Raw genomic sequence first — 25,778 nt, forward strand, 5'->3', positions numbered from 1 at the left:
AGCCGTCGGCGCGTCGGGTCGCGTTGAGCCGTCGCGCTCACAGCGAACACCGCGACGCCCCGCGCGGGGCATCGGCCCCGGCCCGGAGGCCGACCTAGGATGGTCCATATGCCGACGCCGCAGATCTCGTATCTTCCCGCCTCAGCGACAGACCTCGATGCGGATGTCTCGCTCCTCATCCTTCCCCCGTTGACCGACGACGGCCCCGACCTTTCCGGTTGGCCCGGGCTCGCCGACGCGCTGCGTTCGATCGAGTTCTCGGGCGCTCCCGGGTCATTCGTCCGAGTGCCCCTGGCGGGCGCGGCGGGCGGTTCGCTCGCCGTTGCGGGTATGGGTTCTGCACCGCAGAGCAGCGCTTACCGGGATGCGGCGGGCGCAGGCATCCGCGCGCTCGGTCAGGTCGAATCGGTCGCCGTGCACGCACCGGGCGCCCCCGAAGGCACGTGGCGAGCGATCGCCGAGGGCGCCGGCCTCGGCGGGTACACGTTCGCGTCCTACAAGAAGGGCGGCGGCAAGCGCCGCGCCGTCCGTGTGATCATCGTTTCGACCGAGGAGGTGGGGGACGCGGATGTCCGCGCCGCCCAGGTGGTCGTCGACGCGGTGGCGCTCGTCAAGGACCTCGTCGCCATTCCCGCCGACCGCCTCGGCCCCGCGGATCTCGCGGCCCGAGCGGTCGCAGAGGTCGAACACCTGCCCGTCGAGGTCACGGTGCTCGACGAGGAGGCACTCGGGGCCGAGGGGTTCGGCGCGATCCTCGGGGTCGGCAAGGGCTCGGACCGCCCGCCGCGTTTCGTCCGGATGGACTACGCGCCCGCCGACGCGTCGCGACACGTCGCGATCGTCGGCAAGGGCATCACGTTCGACACCGGCGGCCTGTCGCTCAAGCCCGCCGGATCGATGGTCGGAATGAAGTACGACATGTGCGGCGCGGCCGTCGCGCTCTCTGTCGTCAGAGCCGCGGCCGAACTCGCTCTTCCGGTTCGCGTGACGAGCTACCTCTGCATCGCCGACAACATGCCGTCGGGCCGCGCGACGCGCCCGGGCGACGTGCTCACCGCACTCGACGGAACGACCATCGAAGTGCTGAACACGGATGCCGAGGGTCGCCTCGTTCTCGCCGATGGCCTCGTCGCTGCATCCCGTGAGCACCCGGACGTCATCGTCGACGTCGCGACGCTCACCGGCGCCATCAGCGTTGCGCTCGGCACGCGCTACGCCGGGGTCATGGGCGATGACGCACCGGTCGCCGAATATCTCGCGGCCGCTGAGCGCGCCGGTGAACTCGCCTGGCGGCTGCCGCTGCCCGCCCACATGCGCGACGATCTCGACTCCCCCATCGCCGACCTGGTGAACGCCAAGATCGGTGACCCCGCGGGCGGTTCGCTCTTCGCCGGGCTGTTCCTGCAGCACTTCATCGGACCGGTTTCGGATGACGAGGGCGCGCCGACGATACCGTGGGTGCACCTCGACATCGCCGGCGTCGGCATGAACAAGGGCGGGGCGTACGGCGCCACCGACAAGGGCCCGACGGGGGCCAGCGTCAGCTCCCTGATCGAATTCGTCGCGAGAGGAGCCCGCTGATGGCCGAGCACGCATTCGACCTGGTCGTGCTCGGCGGCGGCAGCGGCGGATACTCCGCGGCGATCCGCGCATCCGAACTCGGTGCGAAGGTCGCCATCATCGAGCGCGACAAGCTCGGCGGCACCTGCCTGCACCGCGGCTGCATCCCCACGAAGGCGCTTCTCCACGCCGCCGAGGTCGCCGATGCGGTGCGGTCGGCGAGCGAGATCGGCGTCGATGCATCCCTCACCGGAATCGATGCGAACGGCCTGCGCTCGTACCGGGAGAAGATCGTCGCCAAGAAGTTCGCCGGACTCAAGGGCCTCATCTCGGCGCGCGGGATCACTGTGATCGACGGCGAGGGTCACCTGCAGGACGACCTCGGCGTACGCGTGGGTGCGGACGTGTACCGCGGCAAGAACGTGCTCATCGCGACGGGGGCATACTCCAAGACGATCCCGGGGCTCGAGATCGGCGGCCGGATCCTCACCAGCGAGCACGCGCTCGAGCTACCCGAGATCCCCCGCCGCGTGATCATCCTCGGTGGCGGCGTGATCGGCGTCGAGTTCGCGAGCCTGTGGCGCTCGTTCGGTGTCGACGTCACCATCGTCGAGGCCCTCCCGCGGCTCGTCCCGCAAGAGGACGAGGCGATGAGCAAGGGGCTCGAGCGTGCGTTCCGCAAGCGCGGGATCGAGATGCGTCTGGGCTCGCGGTTCGCTTCGGCGACACAGAGCGATGATGCGGTGACCGTGCGGCTGGAGGACGGCACCGAACTCGAGGCCGACTACCTGCTCGTGGCGATCGGACGCGGCCCGAGCACGGCGGGCCTCGGGCTGGAAGAGGCGGGAGTCACGCTCGAGGGCGACTTCGTGGTCGTGGACGACGATCTGCAGACATCCGTTCCCGGTGTGTGGGCGGTCGGAGACATCGTGCGTGGTCTCCAGCTGGCGCACCGCAGCTTCGCGCAGGGCATCTTCGCCGCCGAGCGGATGGCCGGACTTCCCGCCGTCACCGTGCCCGAGCGTCACATTCCTCGCATCACGTACAGCGATCCCGAGGTCGCGTCGGTCGGGTCGACACTCGCCGAAGCGATCGCCGAGCTGGGCGCCGAGAAGGTCACCTCGTTCGATTACAACCTGGCCGGCAATGCGCGCAGCGAGATCATCGGCACCGGCGGACTCGTCCGGGTCGTGCGAGCTGTCGACGGGCCCGTCATCGGCGTCCACATGATCGGTGCACGCGTCGGCGAGTTGATCGCCGAGGCGCAGCTCATCGTCGGATGGGAAGCGCACCCGGACGATGTCGCGCCGTACGTGCACGCCCATCCCACGCAGAGCGAAGCGCTCGGCGAAGCATTCCTCGCACTCGCGGGCCGACCCTTGCACGCGCTTTAGCAATGCCGGTCCGCGGCCTCACTAAGCTAGACAACGACAGTTTCGTCCTTAAGGAGACATCGTCATGAGCACATCCGTCGTCCTCCCCGCTCTCGGCGAGAGCGTTACCGAGGGTACGGTCACCCGCTGGCTGAAGCAGGTGGGAGACGAGGTCAAGGCCGATGAGGGCTTGCTCGAGATCTCGACCGACAAGGTCGACACCGAGATCCCCTCCCCCGTCAGCGGCATCCTCGAAGAGATCCTGGTGCAGGAGGACGAGACCGTCGAGGTCGGCGGCCTGCTCGCCAAGATCGGCGATGGCAGTGCCCAGCCTTCCGGGGACGCAGCACCCGAGGCATCCGCTCCCGCGGAGGCCGAGGCGCCCGCCGAGGAGAAGGTCGTCGAAGCTCCGGCTGAGCCCGAGCTCGTTGCTGACGCCGAACCGGCCGGCAACGCCGCCGCGCAGCCCGCCGCTGTCGGTGCGTCGAGCGAGTCGAGCACGTCCGTCGTGCTTCCCGAGCTCGGCGAGTCCGTGACCGAGGGTACGGTCACGCGCTGGCTCAAGAGCGTCGGCGACGAGGTCGCCGTCGACGAGCCGCTCCTCGAGATCTCGACCGACAAGGTCGACACCGAGATCCCGTCCCCCGTGGCCGGCATCCTGCAGGAGATCGTTGCGGCCGAGGACGAGACAATTGCCGTCGGCGCCGTCCTGGCCAAGATCGGCAGTGGTGCTCCCGCCGCCGCCGCTCCGGCGGCTCCCGCCGCTGAGCCCGTGACCGAGCCTGAGGCCCCCTCGACCGAGAAGCCGGTCGAGGCAGACGTTCCCGCGACTCAGACCGCACAGCAGGCACCCGAGCCGGAGCCGGCCCCGGCCGCGGCTGCGCCGGCCGTCGCTCCGGCAGCGCCGGCAGCTCCGGCTGCCCCCGCGCCGTCGTCGGATTCGTCTGACGACCGCACGTACGTCACCCCGCTCGTGCGCCGTCTCGCGCAGCAGCAGGGCGTCGACCTGGCCAGCGTCACCGGCACGGGTGTGGGAGGACGCATCCGCAAGGAGGATGTCCTGAAGGCCGCCGAGTCGGCCAGCGCAGCTCCGGCCGCTCCCGCCGCCCAGAAGGCACCCGCCCTCGAGGTATCGCCGCTGCGCGGCACGACTCAGAAGATGTCGCGCCTGCGCAAGGTCCTCGCCGAGCGTGCCGTTGCGTCGATGCAGGCCACGGCGCAGCTGACGACGGTCGTCGAGGTCGACGTCACGAAGCTGGCCGCGTTCCGCGACAGCGTCAAGGTCGACTTCCAGAAGAAGACGTCCGACAAGCTGTCGTTCCTGCCCTTCTTCGCTCTGGCCTCGGCCGAGGCGCTGCAGGCGTTCCCGATCGTCAACGCCACGGTCGACGGCGACACGATCGTGTACCCGGCGTCCGAGAACCTCTCGATCGCGGTCGACACCGAACGGGGCCTGCTGACGCCGGTCCTGCGCGATGCGGCTTCGAAGAACATCGCCCAGATCGCTCACGAGATCGCGGATCTGGCAGCCCGCACGCGCGACAACAAGCTCAAGCCCGACGAGCTCGGTGGCGGCACGTTCACGTTGACCAACACCGGATCGCGGGGCGCCCTGTTCGACACCCCCGTGGTGTTCCTGCCGCAGTCGGCGATCCTCGGTACGGGAATCGTCGTCAAGCGCCCGGGCGTGGTCAAGGTCGACGGTGTCGAGGCGATCGGCGTTCGCTCGATCGTGTACCTCGCGCTCTCGTATGACCACCGCATCATCGACGGAGCCGACGCCGCTCGATTCCTGGGTGCCGTCAAGGCGCGCCTCGAGGCTGCGGAGTTCGCCGCGAATCTCGGCATCTGAGCAAACGCGTTCTCGCGCGCTCGGCGTTTTTGCGCCGAAGCACGCGGTTCTCTCGCCGAAACGCCCCGACAGCGATGTCGGGGCGTTTCGCGTTCATGGTCCTTCGACATCTCGCACATCACGGATCACCCACCGCTCGTCTGTGCGCACGAGCACGACGAGCTGAGCAGGAACAGTGCCATCGACACCGGTGACGCTCAGGATCGCCACTCCCCCGAGGTCGTCCAGCAGCTCGACCGTCCGGTCGGCGGAGGGCAGGTCGACCGCACCGGGCGGCACCTGCGGAGCGGGTGAATCCTCGAACCACTCCGCCCCGCACGACTCTTCGGCGCAGGCGCCGAGGACGTCCAAGGCAGCTTCGAGTGCCCGCACCGGATCATCGGATGTTGCCTCACCCACAGCATCCGGAGTCGCCGCGCCCGATGTCAGGGCGTCCGGTGACGGTGTCACGGGCGAATCGGATGCGACGGGCCGGGCGTTCGCGGGCGGTGCGGTGGACGTCGGCCACGCCAGCCCGCCCACGACGATCACACCCGCGATGCCGGCCGCGACCAGCCACGGTCGAGCAACCCTGCCGCGCGCACGCTCCGTGCCGCGGCGCGCCGCCTCGAGCGCGTCCGACACCATCTCGCCCACGCCGGAGTCGACGTGCCGACGCAGCAGGCGACCGAGAGCGGACGCCCGCCGCTCGGGCTCGATGACATCGATCGAAGCCGCCCGGCGCGCATCGGACGCCCGCCGGGGGATCAGCGGCGCGAGCACGAGGGGTTCGGGCTGAGCTATCGCGAACAGGTGCGCCTCGGCATCCCCGCTGTCGTCATCAGCGCGCAGGACCCCGGCGATCTCATCCAGACGCCACGGGGTCGTGACGATTCGCGATTGCGCCAAGCGCTCGAGGATCGAGGCCGCCGAATGGCCGATCGAGTCGTCCGAGTCCTGGGTATCGCAGACGAAGGTCGGCGTGCCGTCTTGTGTCAGCCACCAGGCACCGTTCAGGATGGTGCCGCGCGCAGCCCCGCACCCCCGCAAGAGGCTCACGACGATCGTGATGACCTCGCCCGCGCTCAGCTCGGCGCCACCCGCGCTCCTGCGTGCCAAGAACGTGTCGACGCGCTCGACGCACCAGGGCAGGACGGCCTCGTGTCCGCCTCGACCGCGCTCGCCTCGCCGAGCGTCGCGGAGTCCCTCATCGCCCGCCACAGTACGCACGACATCGTGGACAGCGAGGATGTGTCCTCCGCGCGATCGCCAACCCGGCCATCCGCGTAGGTCAGCCGTGTCGACGAGCTGAACCACGGTGTCGTCCACGCGTGCCAACCATCCCGGGAAGGGCGCCTCGGGCTCGCTCACCCGACGCATCCGGAGCACAGCGCCCGTCAGCGGGTCCTCGGTCACCGGGGCGGATGTCATCCCTCAACGTTGTCCCAGAGACGTACGGCATCGAGTCCCCCTGCACGGATCGGTGGCCGAACCCCGCATTCGGCGGGCTGTGGAGGGCCGAGAACCGGAAACGGAGCGACGCCGCCGGGAGCAACTGCGGGCTCGCGACAAGTAGGCTGGAAGGTATGGCAGCACGCAGCGCGGCACCCGAGAAGCGTCCCGGGTTCTTCTCCCAGATCAAGAGTCTCTACAGCTACACGCGTCGCGCGTTCGGCTTCCTTCCGTGGCTGCTCGCGGGTATCTTCACCGTGACAACGGGCCTCGGCATCGTGCTCGCGTTCCTGATCCAGCCACAGTGGTGGAACATCTTGCTCTGGGGCGTCACGGGCTTCCTCGCGGGCGTCCTGGCCGCCCTCATGACCATGACGCGCCTCTCGACGCGCGCGATGTACAACCAGATCGACGGGATGCCCGGGGCCGTCGGCCACGTCATCACCACGTTCCTCGGACGCAGCTGGACCGCATCCGAGACTCCCGTGGGCGTCAACCCGAAGACGCAGGATGCCGTCTACCGCGCCATCGGCCGCGGCGGCGTCGTCGTCATCGGCGAGGGCTCGCACGGGCGCCTGCAGCGGCTCGTCAACGAGGAGCGCTCGAAGGTCAACCGTGTTGCGAACGGCGTGCCGGTCCACGTCATCTACGTCGGTCACGGCACGGGCGAGGTTCCGATCAAGGACCTCGCGAAGACGATCAAGTCCTTCCCCCGCAAGCTCGACAAGGCCACGATGGTCGCCGTGATGAAGCGCGTGGACTCGGTCTCGCAGTCGCTCGCCTCGCTGCCGATTCCGAAGGGGATCGACCCCACGAAGGTTCGTTCGCCGCGCCCCCGCTGATCGCGGGCGGCGTGATCTAGCGGCGGACGAGGATCGTTCCGACGGCCTTGTCGTGCAGGCCGCGTTGATCGGCATCCCAGATGACCGCGGGTATGACGACGATCAGCAGCAGCGTCCGGATGATGGGACGCCAGAGGCCCACCCATCCCCCGCCGACCATCTGCAGCCGCAGGCCGAAGATGCGATGGCCGGGACTCGCCTGCAGCGTGGGCAGGAACACGATCTGGATTGCGCCGAAGATCGCCAAGATCGCCAGCGCGTCGAACGCGAAGAAACCTGAAATCAGATATGCGGCGCCGTAGTCGATCACGAGGGCCCCGATACGGCGTCCGACGCGGGCGACGGAACCCGCACCATCCCGCGGCAAACCGAGGCGTTGACCGGGATAGGCGTCGGGAGCAGTCGATGTCACCGGACCAGCGTATCCAGCCGCGCGTAACATGCCGGAAACATTAGTGTCATGGTCGAGCAACTCCTCTTCGATAGGTTGCTAGGACAGCCCGCATCGCGGGCGGCAGTTCCCGAATGCCCTACCTCTGGAGCCAGAATGTTCAAAGACTCATCCGAGGTGTTGAAGTTCATCAAGGACGAGGACGTCAAGTTCCTCGACATCCGGTTCACGGATCTTCCTGGTGTTCAGCAGCACTTCAACATCCCCGCTTCCACGGTCGACGAGGAATTCTTTACCGTCGGCCAGCTGTTCGACGGCTCCTCCATCCGAGGATTCGCGAACATCCACGAGTCGGACATGCAGCTGATTCCGGATGTGTCGACGGCGTACCTCGACCAGTTCCGCGAGGCGAAGACGCTCATCATGATCTTCGACATCTACAACCCGCGCACCGGCGAGATTTACCACAAGGACCCGCGTCAGGTCGCCAAGAAGGCTGAGAAGTACCTCGCCTCGACCGGCATCGCCGACACCGCGTTCTTCGCCCCCGAGGCCGAGTTCTACATCTTCGACGACGTGCGCTACGAAGTGAAGCAGAACTCCAGCTTCTACAGCGTCGACTCCGAGGAAGGCGCCTGGAACACCGGTCGCGCCGAAGAGGGCGGAAACCTCGCCAACAAGACCCCGTACAAGGGTGGTTACTTCCCGGTCAGCCCCGTCGACAAGACGGCCGACCTGCGTGACGACATCACGCTGAAGCTCATCGAGGCCGGTTTCATCCTCGAGCGCTCGCACCACGAGGTCGGTACGGGCGGTCAGCAGGAGATCAACTACCGCTTCGACACCATGGTGCACTCGGCGGACGACATCCTGAAGTTCAAGTACATCGTCAAGAACACCTCGGAGCAGTGGGGCAAGGTCGCGACCTTCATGCCCAAGCCTCTCTTCGGTGACAACGGTTCCGGCATGCACACGCACCAGTCGCTGTGGCTCGACGGCAAGCCCCTCTTCTACGACGAGAACGGCTACGGCGGCCTGTCCGACATCGCCCGTTGGTACATCGGTGGCCTGCTGGCGCACGCGCCCGCCGTGCTCGCCTTCACCAACCCGACGATCAACTCGTACAAGCGTCTGGTCAAGGGCTACGAGGCCCCGGTCAACCTGGTCTACTCGGCCGGTAACCGCTCGGCGGCCATCCGTATCCCCATTACGGGATCGAACCCCAAGGCCAAGCGCATCGAGTTCCGCGCGCCGGATGCCTCGGGCAACCCGTATCTCGCCTTCGCGGCGCAGATGATGGCCGGCCTCGACGGCATCAAGAACCGCATCGAGCCGCACGAGCCCGTTGACAAGGACCTGTACGAGCTTCCCCCCGAGGAAGCGAAGAACATCCCGCAGGTTCCGAACTCGCTGCTCGACTCGCTCGAGGCGCTGCGCGCCGACCAGGACTTCCTGCTCGCGGGTGGCGTGTTCACGCCCGAGCTGATCGAGACCTGGATCGAGTACAAGATCGAGAACGAGATCAAGCCGATCGCGGCACGTCCGCACCCGTTCGAGTACGAGCTGTACTTCGGCGTCTGATTCCGGGAGGCCCTCAGAGCCACACTTCCGGTCTCTGAGCCCAGCAATTTACTGAGCCCCAGACGGCAATCGTCGTCTGGGGCTCAGTCTATCTCTGGACGTTTACGGACGGCTACGGGGAGTAAACGGACAGGTTTTCGGACAGCGGCGCACGAGCTGCTTGAGCGAGACCCCTCCACCCTTCGGAGATCCAGGTGGTCAAAGGTCAGGCAGCGCACAAGTGCTTCCCCTCTCGTCGGCGAGCTGGTCGACCGAGCGTCGGGGGGCTCCACTAGCGTGGACAAGTGGATGCGATTCTTGAACCGCGAGCAGTCGGTGACGTCACAGGAGCCTTCTTCGTTCCCGGTTATCAGCGGGGCTACCGTTGGGGTCCTGACGAGGTGGACCGTCTCCTCGCAGACATTTGGGAGAGCAACGGCGCACCGTACTACCTCCAGCCCGTGGTCGTAAAGCAGATGGCCGACGGTCGGTGGGAACTCATCGACGGCCAGCAGCGGTTCACCACTCTGTACCTGATCTTCCAGTACATGCGGGATCAGGGGCTGCAGAGCGCCGGCGCTGGCTACTCGATCGAGTACGAGACACGCCCCGGTAGCCAAGAGTTCCTACGGTCGCCGATGGCCGACCACAAGGACGAGAACATCGACTTCCACCACATCTTCGGAGCGTACGAACGAATCCGCACATGGTTCGAGGCGTGGGAGCATCGCACTCAGCACGTCGCCAACAAGTTCTACGGCTACCTCTTCGACTCGGTCAAAGTGATCTGGTATGAGGCATCGCAAGATCTCGACTCCATCACCCTGTTCACCCGGCTGAACGTCGGGCGGATCCCGTTGACTGACGCCGAACTCGTCAAGGCGCTCGTGTTGGCAAACAGCCGCGCGCGTCCTGGATACTCAGACAAGAGCGAGCAGATCGCCGCGCAGTGGGACCAGTTCGAGCGGGAACTTCGCGCGCCAGAGGTGTGGTCGTTCATCACAGGCCGACACGAGAACGAGGCAACCCACATCGGGCTCGTCCTCGACACTCTCGCCGATCAGATCGGCGGGAGGCCTTCCGGTCGGTACCGCCCTCGCTACTACACGTTCGAAACGCTGAGGAACGAGATCACCGCAGGTGCGCAGGCATTCTGGGACCGAGTCGTGAAGCTGCATTCGCTGATCCTCGGCTGGCACGACGACCGCCAAGTCTTCCACAAGGTCGGATTCCTGATCCAGGTCGGAAGCGACACCTTCGGCCAGCTCGTGAATTTGGCCGATGGCCTCACCAAACCGCAGTTGCATGAGGCCCTCGACGGCCGAATCCGTGATGTGCTCGACCTGACGGAGGAGGACCTCGGCGCACTGGATTACGACACGAGGAGCGCGAAATGTAACGAGGTCTTGCTGCTGATGAACGTGGAGACAGTTCGCGCCCGTAAGGACGACACTGCCCGGTACTCCTTCAACGCCCACTCACGCGGCTCCTGGTCGCTGGAGCACATCCATGCGCAGAACGCCAAGGAACTCCGGCGCGACGAGAAGATCTGGCGCGAGTGGCTCCTGCTACAGCGCGATGTCGTGGAGGACCTGCCGACGCTCGAGAGCGCCGTCCGCGCCGAACTCCTCTCCGAGATCGACGACGTGCTCGGGATGATCGCGGAGCAGCAGGTGCACGGAGTCGGCGTCCGCTTCGACGCGGTGAAGGCCGCCGTCGAGGATGCCCTCACGGACGAATCGACTCGCCGGGGAGAGAACGTGCACTCACTGGCGAACCTGGCGTTGCTGGCAAGCGGCGACAACAGCGCACTCAGCAACTCGACGTTCGAGGTTAAGCGTCGGGAGATTCTCGCTCGGGACAAAGCCGGCTCATATATTCCGCCGTGCACCCGCAACGTGTTTCTCAAGTACTACACCGATGCCGACGACCAGCAGATTCACTTCTGGGGAGCCGCCGACCGCGAGAGCTATCTGAAGGCGATCCTCGAAGCCGTCGCCCCGTACCTGCAGACGTCGGAGGTCGCAGCGTGACCGAGATGCGAGGCACCAAGACCTCATTCGCCCGCATGTTCCAGCCGGGTGAGACCGGCGCGGAGACCATCAAGCGTGTCGAGATCCCGCTCATCCAGCGCGACTACGCGCAGGGCCGAGACGAACGCGGTGTTAACAGCATCCGCGCAGACTTCCTCGGCGTCCTCATCGAAGCGCTCGTAGGCGACGAGGCTGTCGATCTCGACTTTGTGTACGGGGAGATTGGCGACGGAACGCTGCGACCCCTCGACGGACAGCAACGCCTCACAACCCTGTTCCTCATTCACTGGTACATCGCCGCGCGAACGGATCGACTCCACGAAGCCGCGGCGGTCCTCCGGTTCGAGTACGCGACTCGTGCCAGCGCCGAACTCTTCTGCCGCGAACTCGTCAAGCCCGAGCACTCCCCCGGCGGAGACTTCTCCACGCCAAAGACGTGGATCACGGATCAGGCGTGGTATCTCCATGCGTGGCGGCACGACCCGACAATCCAATCGATGTTGAACATGCTCGACGCGGTCCACGAGCGAATCATCGCGGAGAACATCGATCTCGATTCCGCATGGGAGCGACTCATGGACGAGTCGACACCAGCGGTGTCCTTCTACCTTCTTCCCATCGACGACATGCCTTCCGGCGAAGAGCTGTACATCAAGATGAACTCGCGGGGAAAGCCGCTCACGGACTTCGAGAACTTCAAGGCGAGACTGGAGAAGCTCTTTCACGAGACTCTGCCCAAGGACGACTTCGACGCGATCATCCACAAACTCGACGGTGTGTGGAGCGACGTGCTCTGGAGCTTCCACGGCGGAGACCACCTCATCGACGACGAGTTCCTCCGGTACCTGGAGTTCATCATCGAGATCAGCGAGTGGCGCGACAACGTGGTCCCTGAGGGTACCCTGCTGGAGCGGGCGGAACGCGCCTTCGACGTCGGCAACCCGAACGCAACGAGTCACATCGCCTTCTTGACTCATGCCTTCGACACATGGGTAGGTGTCGAAGACGTGCGCGCAGCATTTGAGGAGCACTTCGTCGACCTCGCCCGCAGCAGCGCCGCATCACAGACCGGGCGTGTACCGCTCGACACCACGAATCTCAACCTGTTCGAAGGCTGTCTCGAGCTGTACGGAAAGCGAACTGGAAACCGGCGGCTCTTCTCGCTGGCGGAGACGCTCATGCTCTTCGCCGTGCTCATACATCGGCAGTATGCGACCCGCGAAATCGCGGCTCGACTCCGAATCCTTCGCAATCTCGTCGATGGCGCCGACGACGAAGTGCGCCTCGAACGGATGGGTGACCTCATCCCGAGCGTCGAGCAACTCATTCGCGACGGCGACCTCACCACGACCCGCGGCTTCAACCCCGACCGCGTGCAAGACGAACTCGACAAGATCGCGCTGATCGAAACCCTCCCAGAGCTCGAACACGCAGTGCATTCCCTCGAAGACCATCCACTCCTTCGCGGCAGGATCTTCGCGTTCGACCTCGACCCAGAGTCGCTCCAGCGCCACGCGACTGCGTTTCCCGATGTCGTCGCGCCCCAGCACTGGCCGATCTTGACCGGCGCGCTCTTGGCGAAGGGCGACTACGGATATCCCCGCACGGCGGGCAGAGCCGTTCAGCTGGGAACCGGAGACCCGAAGCAGAGCGCGCGATGGCGTGGCGTCTTCTCCAATCGAGGACGCGGTCGGAACCAGGCACTCCGAGCCGCACTCGCCTCCCTGCTCGACGACGTTGCGGCGGACGGCGGTGGCAGTGTCGGTCACTCGTTGCAGCGAGTCACCGATGAGTTCGTCGAGCAGGCCCGGTCAACTCGACGCTTCACCTGGCGCGCGTATCTCGCCACCTACCCAGAGATGCGCGAGGGCGCGACGGGCGTCTACTACGGCGAGTACCTGCAGGAAACTGGGCAGTGGAGACACTCCATGTGCATGCTGCGCACCCCTGACCTCAGCGGGAGCGGACGATACCGAGACCCCTATCTCTGGGCGATGTATCGAGTCAGCGGGCTCGCGTCCGGTGTCGAGACTCTGTGGTTCTCGGGGTACGAGTTCCAGCCCCGGTGGCTCGTTCTCTCGGCCAGCGGCGCTGGTATTCGTATCGTTCCCGATGGATTCGAACTGGCTCCGCCCGCCGATGCGGCTCTGTCGCGACGGTTCCGAGACATCTGCGCCCAGCATGGTGCAACATCGGACACGCACCTTCCAGTCGCGCAGATCGACCTTGACGGCGAACTCGTCGACACCGAGGACCGAGTCGCAATGGGGGCTGCTCTCCTGACGGCGCTCGTAGCGGCCGGTCTCTGACCGAACGAGCCGCAGAGGCTTCAAGAGCTGTTACCAGATCAGCGGAGCGACGCGGTCAGCACGGAGATGTCGCTGCGGGTCGTGTATCCCGCCGACTGACGCTCGGCGAGTCGGCCGTCGCGCCGCTCGGCGAGGCGAGCCCGGATCAGAATGACGAGCGTGATCGGGCCGTTGACGAGGAACTTCAGTGCGTTCCAGATGAACAGCAGCACGAGCAGGTTCAGCCACCCCGGCCCGCCATCGGCGATCCAGACGGTCAGCAGCCACGCGCCGAGCAGATACGGCACGGCGATCAGCATGGCGGGCACACCCCACTTCAGTCCGCGGCGCGTCCGCAGCGCGTTGAGCAGGATGTTCGTCGGCATGTACATCCGCAGGAACAGCCGAACCCGGATGCTGAGATTCCAGAGCAGTCGGAGCATGATGTCCGCCTCCTGAGAGGGTGCGTAACTCCGCCGAGGAGGTAGATCATGTGGTGAGCGTCCCGAGTGGACCGTCGCAAGCGACCTAGAAATCGTGGCTACTACCTCGACACCCAGGGTACGCCCGACCGCGGACACACGGAAGGTTCCGCGCCAAGTCACTCTGGGAGGAGGACAACGACCTGGACGAGCGGCGGCCGAACCTCATCAGCTCGGAAACCGTCAGCTGAGGGTATCGACCCAATCGTTCATCGGAGTGCTCACGACGTTGCCAGTGTGGACCGTCCCGAGGCCGTTCACATATCGAGAAGTCAACAGTGCCTTGTTGTGGTCGTTGAGATTCTGCTCGAAGACGCCGCCTACGAAGATCGGATCGGCCCACCCTCTGCCTGCTTCGTGTGCCAGGTGAGCGGCGCGGTTGACGACGTCGCCCATGTAGACGACATCATTGATTCCGCTGCCACTGAATCCCGCCTTGATCATGAGCACTCGGCCGTAGTCGACGCCGATGCCGATCTTCAGGGGGTCGATCCCCTTCTTCGCGTAGTGGTGGTTGAGGAGCTTGATGAGTGTGTTCGCCTGATAGGCAATGCCAAACACATCGTCAATGTGCGTCTTCTGCGTGGTCTTGTACACAGCCCAGACGCAGTCCCCAACGATATTCACTTCCCGGACGTACAGATCGGAGTTCAGCACCGCCACCATCTCAGAGATGAACGCGCGATATATCTTTGCGAGAATCGGACGCTTGTGCTTGGCGGTGAGCCCAGAAGAGTCTCGGATGTCGATGAAGACCGCCGAGCACATTCCATAGAACCCGTTCGTGAACGTGAGCTTGTCCCGGTCGGGCAGCCCGTCGACCTCCTCGAAGCTTCCTGCGGGCTGATCCAGGATCGCCTTGATCCGATCGGAACTGCTCGTGTAGCTGTACGCCTTGTAGTTGCCGTCCATGTTCCCGTCCTCAGATGCTTTCAATCCCGACGATGATTGCGACCGCCGCGACGCACGCGCCAGCCGCTAGGGCCGACCGGATCGCCCATTTCACGTACTTCGCCTTGAGCGTCGCGATCTTTGCGTTCGCGTGGACCTGATCAGCGAGATCCCGGACGAGTTCGCGCGGATCCGCTGTTAGCGTGCCCAGCACTTCCGTGTAGCCGGGACGGTCGCCTTTGAAATGTCGGGCGATGCTTGCGAAGAAGACGCGATTGATTGCTTCGGGGGCAGCGTCCTTGTCGTTGACGCGCGGAGTCAGAGTCCAGCCGCAGAGCGCCGCGGTCAGCACCGAGAGCGCGCACGCAGCGACGACAATCACATCGAAGATGAGAGAGCGCTGCGTGAACTCCCTGACGAGGTTGAACAGCATCGTGCCGAGAACACCAACGAAAGCGAGAGTTACCCCTGCCTTGGCGTCCGAGTGACGGATCCACTCGTTGACAAGGCTCAGCAGTTTCCACGCGTGATCAGGATCGGGGTCGGGCGCAGGCGGTCTCTTTGCACGGCGGAAGATCAGTAGAGGCACGCTTCGAACGTACTCGGGGGCCCGGACATCACGGGCAACTCAGTGCGTAGGCGTGGCCACCAAAGCACCTACGTGGAGGACACGGGACGACGTGCATCCGTGCCGCTACATGCCCAAGCGGGGCGTAGAGCGCTCTGGCACATACGATCCCGGCTCCGGTTCTGCTGCGCGTGCCGCGAGCAGCCGCGCGCGGTGGATCGCGGCGCGCGCTCGTGCAGCGTGTGCGCGTTGCCGGGCGTCGTCGCCGATGAGTCCCAGCGTGCTGGTCTCGCTGATGCCGTAGGTGTCGCGGTACGCGGCGACGGTGCGCGCCTCGCGCCGCCAGAGCTCGGCAGGCTGCGGTTCGGCGGGCTCGGTGCCGAGTTCCACGATCCACGCCGCCGACGACCCGATAGCCTCCGTGACGAGTGCGTCGGCGCGCTGTTCGATGAGTGCGGCGCGCTCCCGGAGCGCCGTGCGCTCGTCGTCACCCATCGGGCCGAGTGCGGGGGTGATGAGTCCTGCGATGGGCGTGGCGGGCTGGCGAACGCGCCCGGCTCCGTTCGCGCGAGCCAGGGCTCGTATCACCCGCTCGTGGAGCACCGCGGAGATGTCGCCCGCGTCATCAAATGGCCGTGAAGCGACGAGCGCACCGAGGAGGCGTTGCGCGTCGTACCCGTCGGCCTCGGCGCGGCGCAGCTCGGCAACCAGCACCCCGAACGCGGTCGACGCGAGTGCGGCGTCGGCTTCCGCCTGGGTAAGCCGGGTCGCGCGGATGGCCGCCTCCCAGCGGGGCTGCTGTGCAGCGGCCGCGATGGTCTCGTACTCGGCGGCGAGCTGCGCGACCGATCCCCAGGTGTCCTGCTCGGCGGTGATGGTCTGGTGGGCCGAGAGTTCCGCGCCGACGTGGGCGAGTACGCCCGCGAGCACCCTGCGCGCCGCTATCGCGGCGGTGCCTTCGGTCGGCGGGTGGATGTGCTCGTCGTCAGGTCGGTTCAGGGAGACGTAGGCGGTGTTGCTGTGGATGCCGCGGGTCATGGCGACGTAGAAGTTCTCGCGGGTCGCGCCGGGCTCGACGAGCGTGTGGCCGGTGTCGACGGTGACGCCTTGCGCGCGGTACGCGGTGACCGCGTAACCGAGTTCGACGTGCTCGGCGACGTACTCGGACGGGAGTCGGAGCGTGGCACCCCAGCGCCGTCCGGCCGGGCGAACCCGCAGCGATCCATCGTCACCAACCTTAATGATCGTCCACCGGCTACCGTTGCGCACCCATCCGCGCCCGACACGCAGCGAGCGGTCGTTGCGGCGGGTGATGACGGTATCGCCGACGGATGCCTCGGTGCCGTCGTGCAGGCGCGTCTCGGCGCGGGCGGCGACAGCTCCGGCGAGGATTAGCTCGGCGCGGGCGCGCTGGTTGAGCGTGGTGACCATCGCGCTGGACTCGGCGATGAGGATGCTTGCCAGCCCCGCGGCCTGGTCGCGCTGCCATGCCTGGTAGGCGGCGTCCGCCATGCGCGCGGCTTCTCCCGCGCGGATGCGCCCGTGGGCCTGGTAGGTGTCGATGGCTTCGATGCATCCGTGGCGCAGGTCGAGGGTTGCATCCTTCTCCCAGGCTGCGGCGATGCGGCGCACGTCGGTCAGCTCGGGCACGTCGTCGCGGTGGGCGATGAGCAGCCCGAACGCTCCCCCGGCGTCGACGGACTGGAGTTGCGCGGGGTCGCCCGCGAGCAGCACCTTGGCTCCGGCGTCTGCCGCGACGCGCACGAGCCGGTCGAGCGCGAGCGTCCCGGCGAGGGATGCCTCGTCCACGATCACGAGCTGCCCAGCGGTGAACCCGGTGCCGTGGTCGCGGTAGGTCTGCCACCACTTCGCGGTGTTCTCTGTCGGGATGCCGAGGTCACCGGCCAGCACTTCGGCCGCGACCGCGGATGGTGCCAGGCCGACGACCGAGCCGTGCCCGTGCTCGGCCTCCCATGCGCGACGCAACGCGCGCAGCGCGGTGGTCTTGCCCGCCCCCGCGGGGCCGACGAGCAGGTCGAGCATCCGGCCTGACGACGCAATCGCTGCGAGTGCCGCGCGCTGGTCGTCGCCGAGCGCGCGCCAACTGCGGGGTTGCAGCGCGTGCGCGATGGTTGCGTCGGCCAGGCGCGGTGCAACCTGCTCGCGGGAGCGTGCAAGCAGCCGATCCTCAGCAGCGAGCACCGCGGCACCGCTGTATCGGGCGGCGTTGCGAGGCCGGAACACGCTCGTCCAGTCCGCGCGCCGGAACGCAGCGGGACTGGAGGCCAGCTCAGGCGGGGTGAGCCGAATGGACGCCTGCTCCGCGGCGTCGGCGATCACCCCCGTGATCGCCTCGCGGTCCTCGGTGGCGGCGAAGCGCCAGCCCATCGTCTGCCGTGCTGCCTCCGCGTACAGGTTCCAGTGGCTCCACGTCGTGCGCTTCTCGGCAACCGCGGCGACCGCCGAGGCGCCGAGCCTGGCGATCTGCTCCAGTGGAACGTCCTCCGCGCGCAGCAGCTTCGCGGGCTCGACCGCGACGGCTTCTCGCGCCCATTCGGTTGCGTCCCGGCCCAGCAGTCGGCTCGCGCGGGTGCGCCACTCCTGGGCGAGGTCGGCGAGCGGGCGGACTTCCTTGTCGGGCCGGGTTGCCAGCGTCGCCTGCTGCCGCAGCCGGATGATCGTCTCCCGTGACGGCGCGTGCCCGTGCGCTCGCTCGTACTCGGCGATCAGCCTGTCCTTCTCGATGTCGATGTGCCGCGACCGGGACGAGAACTCGGCGATCAGCTCCTCGGGCACCGTGGCGACCGCCCACACCGGGTTGCGATCCGCGCCCCGGTCGCGCCGCTCCCACCCGACGCTGAGCGCGCGGGTCAGGTGATCGGCGAACACCGCGGTGTGCAGCTCGCTCAGCGCCACGGTCGCCGCGTGCAGAGGCCGGCCATCCAGCGACCGCCACTTGCCGTCGAATAGGGTGCGCACTTTGTTGCTCACAACGACATGCGTGTGCAACTGCGGATCGCCCGCCCGCGAGTCAAAGTGATCGAACGCGGTAGCGATGAACCCGAATACCTCAACCTGCGCAACAGCTCCCCCGCGGGACGTTGCGCCGGAGCGCGTCGCTGCAAGCTCGCGCTCCATGAACGCAACCACCTCCGCAACCGCCGCATGGTGCGCCTCCGCGATCCGTGCCTGCGTCGTTGCGTCCGCAACCGCCCACAGCGCCGAGGCGGACTTCGGCAGCGAGAAGGTGAAGTCGTACCCGGCGACCGCCCGCCGCGAGGTGCGCGCCGCCTCCTCCGCCTCGATCACCACAACGGCCTCGGCCCGCTCATCAGCGCCCAACGCCGGATCGAGCCGCGAGATGCGCGCCGCGATCCGATCCTCGACGCTCGGGAACACCGGATACGCCTTCCCCAGCGGATCGCCCGTCACCGGGTCGCGCCCCATCCCCAGCAGAAGCTGGAGCTGCGCCTCCGAGACCGGCGCGCCCTCGTGAATCTCACCCTCCCCGAGCGCCGCGAGCCCGCCGCCCATCCAGCGGCCCGGCGGCGTGCCCTGCTCGGCGTAGTACCGGGTCAGCGGCGTCGAGAGCCCCCGCTCGCCGTCAGCCGACGCCACGGAGCGCAGCAGGTACTTGTAGCCGTCCCCCGCGCCCATGACCCGCATCGAAACCGACACCCGGCACCGCCTCTCTCGTCAGAGAGGTGAGCCACCGAGCCCGCCGTCAGGCGCGATCAACCTCGATGTGCAAGACGTGTACTGGCCTCTGGAGGGCTTCGACGGTCAGACGAGGCGGGCGCGGACGACCGCGATGTCGTGTTCGTGGTCGCGGACGATCTTGTCGGCCTTCGTCGTGAACTCCGACTTGTGGATGACGACAACGCGGATGCCGTGCTGCGGCAGGATTTCCACCTTCCGCTGGTCGTAGAGTCGGCGCTGCTCGCCGCGAGGCACCCCGGAGACGGTCGCGCGTCGGTCGAACAACGCAACGGCCTCGGTGTGCTGCTTCTCCTGGAACTCAACTACGAGCCCCAGCGCAGGCCAGTACCCGTCGACGGGGAGCTTGCGAGCCCGTCCGGTCGTCGGCGACACGTCACCGACAAGCCATAGGAACGTCGCCTGTCGCTCCCCGCGGACCCCGATTACCTCGTCGCAGAGGTCGAGAACGTAGTGCTCATCACTGTCGGCGCGCTTGCCCACGATGCCTACAGGTACTCGATGACGGCCACTACGCGGATAACGCCGTTGGACTCGTCGCCGCCCGCGACCGTGGACAGGGCGACGATGCGGTGCTCCGGCCGTGCGGCGAGATCCTGCGCGAGCGCGTCCTTGATCGAACCGCGCATGAAGTTGTCGACGCGCACCTCCACGATCTCCTGGGTGCTGGTCAGTCCCTGAGCCATGACTGCCCCTTCGGCTACGGGATCAACCCGAGGAGCGTCACGACGCCACTTGAGACCAGATTTCCGAGTGCTCCCGCTGTCGTTGCTGAGAGGAACGGCAAGAGCCGCTCCAGAGCCGACTTCGTTCGTGAAGGGTCTTCTGTGGCCACGCCACTGCGTGCATCAGCTATCGCGTCAGACACCTCGTGCTCATCGGCGAGACCGAGCGCGGGCAGGGCTTGCTCTATGCCGTCCAGGGTTTCGGCAGCCTTGACCAGCCACGTCGAGCTGAGGTCAATGCTCTGACTGACGTTTGAACTCTGGTTCGCGATGTTTGCGGGGCCATGCACTGTCGTGGTGATCGTCGTACCACTCGTGGCCTCATCATCACGCACACTGCCGCCGCGTTCAATCAGCCGGACTCCCTTCGGGAGCAGTTCTACGAGCGTGATCTCGCCGGAAGCAAGAGTCGTGCCCCGAATATAGCCAGCGTCCCTCAACGCGCCACTTGCCTTCTCGACATCGGTATCGGTGAACGCGACCCCGAAGTACGTGGCACCGGACTGGAGAACGCCCTTGGGATCTGGCATCAGCGCATCGTGGACGTGAATGCGGTCGTACAGCCAGCGCAGGAGGACGTCGCGGAGCGCGATGCGACGTGCGGCAACGTCAGCGCGATCCTGCTCGATTCTCGCCGCTGCGTCTCGCCCTGCGGGCGTGACCGCACCGATCCAGTCGCCGAAGGACATGTCCTTAGTGCTTACCCAGCCTCGCCGCGCAAGCTCCTGGAGTTCGGAATGGTCGAGCTGTGACGGATCACCGCCCAGGTCAGCAAGGCGCTCCCTCACCGCTTCTTCTTCCGCACCCCATCCGTCAGCGCCTACCGACTGGACGACTGCAAGGATGAGCAGACGCCGGTTGATCTCACGGTCGATTGCCACCTCTACTCCGCCTCGAACTCGTTGGTCGTGAACTTCAGCGTGGTGCCGTTCTCGCGGATGGTGCGGAGCTGCTGCTCGGTGAAGCCGTCGGGGTGGATGGCGTCGATGGAGAGCGAGATGGTGAGCTTCGCGCCGGATGCGGCGAGGTTGGTCAGCACCTCGGTGGCGATCTTGGCGAAGTCGGCGGAGTAGCGTTCTGCACTGATCGGCGCGCTGCCAACGTACCGGGTCGCCGCGGGCTTCTTCGCGGGCGCTGGCGCGGGAGCGGTGGTCGCAGCGCCCCCCGTCGTGCTCGCTGCTGCTGCCGCCGCGGTCGTCGGGGAGTCCGCCTCCGGCGCGGACGTGCTGCTGGCCGCGGTCGCGGCCAGGTCTTCGGCGCGCTGTGCTTCGGCGGGTGCGGGCTTGACGATCAGGGTGGCATCGGTGACGGGTGCACGCCCGGTGTCGCCGGGCAGCCAGAGTCCGCTGTAGCGGTCGGTCGCCTCGTCATAGCCGTCGGCGAGGGCAAAGCTCTCGCTCTGCCAGAGCAGCGGCTGGTTGTCGATGGCGTCGATCAGCACCTCGCGGGAGCGCAGTCGCGGCATGTAGGGGTACTGCGCGTACAGGCTCCAGAGGTCGCCGACGGCGATGTGCCCGGCCGACCATGCGGCAGGCACCTTCGTGTCGAGTGCGAGCCGGATCGACCGTGCCGCGTGCTGGGTGGAGTACGCGCCCGCGCTGCCGAGCTTCTTGGCGACGCGCTCCGCGAGCGAACCCGCCTGCCCATCGGCCTTGACCTCCTCCAGCTCGAACGGCGAGCCGGGGTCGGGCGCGACCGGGTTCAGCGCCCACTGGTAAGTCAACGCGAGCCGGTCGTCGACCGTACGACCGAACTGGTCGCGCTTGTCGGTGGCCTGCGCGAGCTGCTGCGGAGTGAGGTTCAGCTCGTTCGCCTTCTCAGCGATCTCCTGCCACGCCAGGAACGAGCGCGTGGCCTGGTCGAGTTCGGCCAGGCGCTCCTCGTCGGGCGCGAGGAAGACGATCATGTTGCGGTTGGCGCGGTTCGCGGTGCCGCGCCGCTCGGTCGCGGCCCTGGCGAAGTCGTGCGCGGGCGAGTCGCCCTTCTTGCGGCGGTGCGGATACTTCGGATGCAGGATGACGAGCCGTGCCTGGTCGGTGTCGGGGATGTCGCCGGAGTCGGTCGGGCCGATGTGGACGCCCGCGAAGTCCGAGCGCGCGCGTTCCTCGCCGCGCAGCCGCTTCACGATCTCGGCCCACACGTCTTCGGGGTGCAGCGCGTCGGCGGCATCCTTCGCGCGGCGGGTGATGTTGGCCTGGGTGTCGTACCAGTGCTTGCCCGCCGACGAGTAGTAGTAGGTGGTGCGGTCGCCGAGCTGGGTGAGCGCGGAGTGGAAGTTGCCGACGATATCGCCGGGCACCGCGGTCCCGATGAACACCCGCTGCGTGTCGATGCCCTTGTGCGCGGTGCCGATGGTCGGTGCGGCTCCGAAGAACACGGTGCGTGCCAGGCGCTTGGTCACCGACCGTTGCCCGAGCACGGGCTTGTCGCTGTCAATGCGGGCGGGCTCGGAGTTCGTCCCATCCACGTCGGCGTCGATGACGGCCTTCCACGAGTCCTGGAGGTACTGCGTCAGCTCCGCGTTCACCGATGCGACCGACAGCGGGATCGAGCCGGGCAGGATGAGCGGTCCCTGGTCTTCGCCGACCCACAGCGCATGGATGACGGCGTTCATCAGCCGCAGCACGCCGCGGGTGCGCTGGAACCGCTCCAGCGAAGACCAATCCTCGTAGAGCCGGTCGAACAGCTCCGGGTGCAGCGGGTAGGTCTGCTGGATGCGCCGCCCGTACTGCGGGTCGCGCGCCTCCTTCGGGAACTCGCCCGCGTTGGCTTGGTAGAAGTCGCTGAACGCCTTCGCGGTCGCGGCGATCTGTGCGAGGGCCTGCGCGTCCTCCGACTCGAACAGGCGCTGCTTCACGATCCGGTACGCCTCGTCGCTGGAGGCCGGACGCCACTGGTCAGCGACCCGGCGCACGACGTTCTGGAGGCGCTTGAGCGCCTCCATGCCGTTCGATCCGCCGACCTCCTCGGCCGCGCCTGCGACCTCGCCGCGGTCGTCGCCGTTGTGCGAGGCGGGGATCGAGATGGCCAGCAACACGCCGGGCGTCGACTTCGCCGCCTCGGTCAGCGACTGCGCGAAGGTGAACTGCGTGTCGAACGTGCCGCCCGCGAGATCCTCGCGGCCGTAGAGCTGCCGGGCGTAGGCGACCCACTCGTCGATCAGGATCACCGCGGGTGCGTACTTCGCCAGCAGCACATGCAGGTCACCGCCGGGGTTCGTGCGCTTCTCGTCGTGCTCGCGCACGATCTCATACGCCTCACGCCCGCCGAGCTGCCACGCCAGCTCGCCCCACAGCGTGTTCACGCGGGTGCCGTCGTCCTTCGTCTCGCCCTGCGGCGCGAAGTGGTTGCCGACCAGCGCGACCCGGTTCGCGGTGACGCCTTCTGTCGGGTAGCCGTTCGCGGTCAGCAGCTCCTGCGCCTCCTGCGGGAACTTCGCCAGCGGCAGACCGCCGGCCAGGTGCCACAGCGCGAGCATCGAGTGCGACTTTCCACCACCGAAGTTCGTCTGGAGGTTCACCACGGGCGAGGCGTTCGCATCCCCGGCCAGGCGCTTCACCGCGCGGCCGATCAGATCGCGCAGACCCTCGGTGAGGTAGGTGCGGGCGAAGAACTGCGCCGGATCGGAATACTCCCCGCTCGTCGCCGCCGGGTCGCGGGCGACCTTGTAGAGGTCGGCGGCGAACTCGCTGGACTGGAAGTTGCCCGTCGCCACCTCATCGCGCGGCTTCAGCACCTCCCGCCACGGGGCCAGCCCCGACGCGCCAGGCACCACGGTCGAGGACTTCAGTGCCCGCGAGTCCTGCTTGCCCGTGGCGATCCGACGCAGATCGAGCCGGATCGCGTCCACCTTGTCGGCCGCATACGCCTGCCCCACCGCGGCCAGCAGCAGCCGCGCGTAGTCGAGTGCCCGCAGCGCCGCGTCGTCATCGAAGGTGGCGTTGTGCGCCCACTGGTTCCGCGTCTCGCGCAGCAGGCTCGCATACGCCTCGTGCTCGCGAGTGACCGTGCCCTTGAACGGATACCAGCCCTTCTTCACCCGACCCGTCAGCCCCTCGGTCAGCATCCGAAGCTGCACGGCAGGGTCTTCCCGGCTGTATGCCTTGCCGGTAATGCCCTTCTCCTCGTCGGCGAGCTTGACCACCAGCGCCCAATCGGAATCACCGATCTGAGGCTCCAGCACCTCCGCAATGAACGGGTCGAGCGCCTCCGCAAGGATCTCGAACATCCGCCCAATGCGGTCACGATTTGATGTCGCCACTAGAAAGCCTCCTGACTTCCCAGGCTACCGGGGGCCTGAGACACAGGTGAGGTCAGCGTGTGTCGGGCCGCTACGAGTTCGGCCCGGCGACGTGCGCGCGAGCGCTCTCGGCACGCTCGTCGGTATCGGGGTGATAGACCCATCCTGTCTCGGCCGACCAGTGGAATATGTCGAGCCCGTTCGCAAGCCAGAGGTCGGTGACGCCCTCAATCGGCGTGAACGTGCCCCAGGTGAAGAGGCTCGGCGACAGCGCGAGTAGGTCACCGTTCTCGCCGTTCGCGGCGATAGGGAGATACAGATGGCTCCGGCGAGCAGCGAGCGTCACGCTCTCGGCGCGCAGCTTCTCGATGTGTCGAGCGATGTTGCCGTCAGTAGCGAGGTACTCGGAGAGCCGCTCCAGGTAGGGCGTCTCCGGACGCTCGGCGATCTCTGCGTTGGCGCTGCTGAAATAGACGCCAGCGGGCCTCTCGTCGATGAGCGGCCAGGCACTCAGCCCCGGACCCAGCTCAACGGTTCCCGCCTCCGGGTCGGCGCTCCCAAGCGCCTTCGCCCACGCTGAGGCCAGCTGCTGAAGGTCGCGCTGGCGCGGCGGCAACTCGATGAAGCGCTCGAACTGGAGCCCCCAAGCGTGGGTTCCGCGGTACGCCGCGTGAACTGCGGGAACAATTCGATCGCTCATCGTCCTGAGTCGGCGCATGAACTCTGGGTCCGTCGTCTGCATGACCTCCGCGGCCTCTAGGTAGTCGCCCGCTCCCCGGAGCACGAAGTCGATCAGACGCTGACCTGCCTCGGCCCCGTCGCGCGGCTCCGGCCAGAGCCCCGTGTGCGCGGCGAGTGCCCATGCCGCACCGGGCTCACCGGAACGTAGCCCGGTGAGCGACTTGAGGTGTTCATCGAGACTTTGGATGCGCGATTCATCTCCGAACGCTCGCAAGCCGTCCGGGAACGACCGGCCGACAGGGCACCAGTCTTTCAGCAGGTTGCGAGGCTCAGCCATCGAAACTGACCGCCGATGACTGCTGACCGTCCTCTGAGCATTCAGGAGCAGGCTCGGACTCCTGTTCCTCTCCGTCCGAGCCATAGCGGACGAGAAAGTCCTCCTTGGTGAGGAGCATGACCTCAGCGACAAAGACCGGACTCGGCGGGAGGACTCCCCCGGAAATCATCCGAGTCAGGCGTCGACCCCATGCGAAGACGTCGAGAGCCCACAGCCCTTCAAGAAGCTCGGTCATGCTGCGAAGAGCACCCCGCCGCTGCGTCAGGGAGTCGATCTCGTCCGCAATCTCTCCCCAGTCCTTTATCGCGTCGAGAAACTCGTCTCCGGCTTCAACTCGGTCAGCCGCATGGATGTCATCGATAGGGATGAAGTTGAAGAATCCGGCACCCGCAACGGTGTTCCATACCTGAGTGCCAGACAGGAGAGATGTAAACGGGATCGAGTCTTCGTCGTCTCCACGAAGTACCTTGATCGGCTGAAACCCGGGCACGCCGTCGAGCCGATCCTCTGCCCAACGCTCGTGCGCGCTCTTGACCTCCCGCAGGCGGTCAGCGGGGTAGACATCAGGTTGATCGTCGACCCGCTTGTGATCCTCCGGGCACAGAAGGATGAGATTCGGGTAGGCATCGATAGCGTCCCGCGCACCAGCATCACCGCGGGGCCCCACCTCGCTCTGCGCGATGATGTGTGCTTCTACGCCGAGCACGAGCCCACCCAGATGCGGCGACTCGGCCTGCGCTGTGAGCGGACGCTTACACATCGCACACCGATTGTGGGCTCGTCCCCAGAGGAGTTTTCGGTCTGCGT

General features: G+C 66.8%; 19 protein-coding genes. 7 read left to right on the plus strand and 12 right to left on the minus strand.

Annotated features, from left to right (window positions below):
* The first annotated feature begins 108 nt into the window (after positions 1-108).
* From C2868_RS07680 to sucB, 3 genes are all read left to right on the plus strand, one after another.
* Entirely contained in the window at positions 109-1,581 is a 1,473-nt protein-coding gene (locus C2868_RS07680) for a leucyl aminopeptidase (protein WP_100810678.1), read from the plus strand.
* Complete coding sequence (gene lpdA / locus C2868_RS07685; RefSeq protein WP_100810677.1) at positions 1,581-2,954, plus strand: dihydrolipoyl dehydrogenase; 1,374 nt, start codon at positions 1,581-1,583, stop codon at positions 2,952-2,954. Before C2868_RS07680 ends, lpdA begins: the two co-directional genes overlap by 1 nt.
* Before the next feature lie 64 nt (positions 2,955-3,018).
* A complete protein-coding gene (gene sucB / locus C2868_RS07690; protein WP_100810676.1) occupies positions 3,019-4,785 on the plus strand; it encodes a 2-oxoglutarate dehydrogenase, E2 component, dihydrolipoamide succinyltransferase in 1,767 nt (588 codons plus the stop codon).
* A 93-nt stretch (positions 4,786-4,878) separates the two neighbouring features.
* Here sucB and C2868_RS07695 read toward each other — a convergent pair whose 3' ends face one another.
* Positions 4,879-6,195: a hypothetical protein gene (locus tag C2868_RS07695; protein ID WP_100810675.1), complete on the minus strand. Its 1,317-nt coding sequence runs from the start codon at positions 6,193-6,195 to the stop codon at positions 4,879-4,881.
* Positions 6,196-6,350: 155 nt separating this feature from the next.
* Here C2868_RS07695 and C2868_RS07700 point away from each other — a divergent pair, with 155 nt between their 5' ends.
* Positions 6,351-7,058 carry a DUF4191 domain-containing protein gene (locus tag C2868_RS07700; RefSeq protein WP_100810674.1) on the plus strand — a complete coding sequence of 236 codons (708 nt, stop codon included), beginning with the start codon at positions 6,351-6,353 and terminating at the stop codon, positions 7,056-7,058.
* Between the two features lie 16 nt (positions 7,059-7,074).
* On the opposite strand, the gene C2868_RS07705 is transcribed toward C2868_RS07700, so the two are convergent.
* Positions 7,075-7,470 carry an RDD family protein gene (locus tag C2868_RS07705; RefSeq protein ID WP_258034419.1) on the minus strand — a complete coding sequence of 132 codons (396 nt, stop codon included), beginning with the start codon at positions 7,468-7,470 and terminating at the stop codon, positions 7,075-7,077.
* A gap of 135 nt (positions 7,471-7,605) precedes the next feature.
* Here C2868_RS07705 and glnA point away from each other — a divergent pair, with 135 nt between their 5' ends.
* The 3 genes from glnA to C2868_RS07720 all read left to right on the plus strand — a co-directional run bounded on the left by glnA (position 7,606) and on the right by C2868_RS07720 (position 13,351).
* Positions 7,606-9,030: a type I glutamate--ammonia ligase gene (gene glnA, locus C2868_RS07710; protein ID WP_100813165.1), complete on the plus strand. Its 1,425-nt coding sequence runs from the start codon at positions 7,606-7,608 to the stop codon at positions 9,028-9,030.
* 284 nt (positions 9,031-9,314) lie between these two features.
* Positions 9,315-11,042, plus strand: a complete 1,728-nt coding sequence (locus tag C2868_RS07715; protein ID WP_103663113.1) for a DUF262 domain-containing protein — start codon at positions 9,315-9,317, stop codon at positions 11,040-11,042.
* Positions 11,043-11,047: 5 nt separating this feature from the next.
* Positions 11,048-13,351, plus strand: coding sequence for a DUF262 domain-containing protein (locus C2868_RS07720; RefSeq protein WP_232711227.1), 2,304 nt, complete (start codon positions 11,048-11,050; stop codon positions 13,349-13,351).
* Positions 13,352-13,389: 38 nt separating this feature from the next.
* On the opposite strand, the gene C2868_RS07725 is transcribed toward C2868_RS07720, so the two are convergent.
* The 10 genes from C2868_RS07725 to C2868_RS07770 all read right to left on the minus strand — a co-directional run bounded on the left by C2868_RS07725 (position 13,390) and on the right by C2868_RS07770 (position 25,731).
* Positions 13,390-13,773 carry a sulfate permease gene (locus tag C2868_RS07725; protein WP_100810669.1) on the minus strand — a complete coding sequence of 128 codons (384 nt, stop codon included), beginning with the start codon at positions 13,771-13,773 and terminating at the stop codon, positions 13,390-13,392.
* A gap of 222 nt (positions 13,774-13,995) precedes the next feature.
* Positions 13,996-14,724 carry an adenylate/guanylate cyclase domain-containing protein gene (locus C2868_RS07730; RefSeq protein WP_036285135.1) on the minus strand — a complete coding sequence of 243 codons (729 nt, stop codon included), beginning with the start codon at positions 14,722-14,724 and terminating at the stop codon, positions 13,996-13,998.
* Between the two features lie 10 nt (positions 14,725-14,734).
* Complete coding sequence (locus tag C2868_RS07735; RefSeq protein WP_100810668.1) at positions 14,735-15,292, minus strand: Pycsar system effector family protein; 558 nt, start codon at positions 15,290-15,292, stop codon at positions 14,735-14,737.
* Positions 15,293-15,397: 105 nt separating this feature from the next.
* Positions 15,398-18,937 carry a MobF family relaxase gene (mobF, locus tag C2868_RS07740; RefSeq protein WP_100811307.1) on the minus strand — a complete coding sequence of 1,180 codons (3,540 nt, stop codon included), beginning with the start codon at positions 18,935-18,937 and terminating at the stop codon, positions 15,398-15,400.
* 117 nt (positions 18,938-19,054) lie between these two features.
* Positions 19,055-19,471, minus strand: coding sequence for a hypothetical protein (locus tag C2868_RS07745; RefSeq protein ID WP_100810667.1), 417 nt, complete (start codon positions 19,469-19,471; stop codon positions 19,055-19,057).
* A gap of 5 nt (positions 19,472-19,476) precedes the next feature.
* Positions 19,477-19,674, minus strand: coding sequence for a hypothetical protein (locus C2868_RS07750; protein ID WP_100810666.1), 198 nt, complete (start codon positions 19,672-19,674; stop codon positions 19,477-19,479).
* Positions 19,675-19,688: 14 nt separating this feature from the next.
* Positions 19,689-20,594 carry a hypothetical protein gene (locus tag C2868_RS07755; RefSeq protein ID WP_100810665.1) on the minus strand — a complete coding sequence of 302 codons (906 nt, stop codon included), beginning with the start codon at positions 20,592-20,594 and terminating at the stop codon, positions 19,689-19,691.
* A gap of 2 nt (positions 20,595-20,596) precedes the next feature.
* Positions 20,597-23,941: a DUF499 domain-containing protein gene (locus tag C2868_RS07760; protein ID WP_232711167.1), complete on the minus strand. Its 3,345-nt coding sequence runs from the start codon at positions 23,939-23,941 to the stop codon at positions 20,597-20,599.
* Positions 23,942-24,044: 103 nt separating this feature from the next.
* Positions 24,045-24,971, minus strand: coding sequence for a hypothetical protein (locus C2868_RS07765; RefSeq protein ID WP_100810663.1), 927 nt, complete (start codon positions 24,969-24,971; stop codon positions 24,045-24,047).
* Positions 24,964-25,731 (minus strand): hypothetical protein, encoded by a 768-nt coding sequence (locus C2868_RS07770; protein ID WP_100810662.1) that lies wholly within the window; start codon positions 25,729-25,731, stop codon positions 24,964-24,966. Before C2868_RS07770 ends, C2868_RS07765 begins: the two co-directional genes overlap by 8 nt.
* Positions 25,732-25,778 lie beyond the last annotated feature (47 nt).

The organism is Microbacterium sp. CJ77, from assembly GCF_002911615.1.
Taxonomy (GTDB): Bacteria; Actinomycetota; Actinomycetes; order Actinomycetales; family Microbacteriaceae; genus Microbacterium.

What these genes read in the sequence shown, in the direction of transcription:
- C2868_RS07680 (WP_100810678.1), top strand. Translation starts at nt 109, where the DNA reads ATGCCGACGCCGCAGATCTCGTATCTTCCCGCCTCAGCGACAGACCTC.
- lpdA (WP_100810677.1), top strand. Translation starts at nt 1,581, where the DNA reads ATGGCCGAGCACGCATTCGACCTGGTCGTGCTCGGCGGCGGCAGCGGC.
- sucB (WP_100810676.1), top strand. Translation starts at nt 3,019, where the DNA reads ATGAGCACATCCGTCGTCCTCCCCGCTCTCGGCGAGAGCGTTACCGAG.
- C2868_RS07695 (WP_100810675.1), bottom strand. Translation starts at nt 6,195, where the DNA reads ATGACATCCGCCCCGGTGACCGAGGACCCGCTGACGGGCGCTGTGCTC.
- C2868_RS07700 (WP_100810674.1), top strand. Translation starts at nt 6,351, where the DNA reads ATGGCAGCACGCAGCGCGGCACCCGAGAAGCGTCCCGGGTTCTTCTCC.
- glnA (WP_100813165.1), top strand. Translation starts at nt 7,606, where the DNA reads ATGTTCAAAGACTCATCCGAGGTGTTGAAGTTCATCAAGGACGAGGAC.
- C2868_RS07720 (WP_232711227.1), top strand. Translation starts at nt 11,048, where the DNA reads ATGCGAGGCACCAAGACCTCATTCGCCCGCATGTTCCAGCCGGGTGAG.
- C2868_RS07725 (WP_100810669.1), bottom strand. Translation starts at nt 13,773, where the DNA reads ATGCTCCGACTGCTCTGGAATCTCAGCATCCGGGTTCGGCTGTTCCTG.
- C2868_RS07730 (WP_036285135.1), bottom strand. Translation starts at nt 14,724, where the DNA reads ATGGACGGCAACTACAAGGCGTACAGCTACACGAGCAGTTCCGATCGG.
- mobF (WP_100811307.1), bottom strand. Translation starts at nt 18,937, where the DNA reads ATGCGGGTCATGGGCGCGGGGGACGGCTACAAGTACCTGCTGCGCTCC.
- C2868_RS07750 (WP_100810666.1), bottom strand. Translation starts at nt 19,674, where the DNA reads ATGGCTCAGGGACTGACCAGCACCCAGGAGATCGTGGAGGTGCGCGTC.
- C2868_RS07760 (WP_232711167.1), bottom strand. Translation starts at nt 23,941, where the DNA reads ATGTTCGAGATCCTTGCGGAGGCGCTCGACCCGTTCATTGCGGAGGTG.
- C2868_RS07765 (WP_100810663.1), bottom strand. Translation starts at nt 24,971, where the DNA reads ATGGCTGAGCCTCGCAACCTGCTGAAAGACTGGTGCCCTGTCGGCCGG.
- C2868_RS07770 (WP_100810662.1), bottom strand. Translation starts at nt 25,731, where the DNA reads ATGTGTAAGCGTCCGCTCACAGCGCAGGCCGAGTCGCCGCATCTGGGT.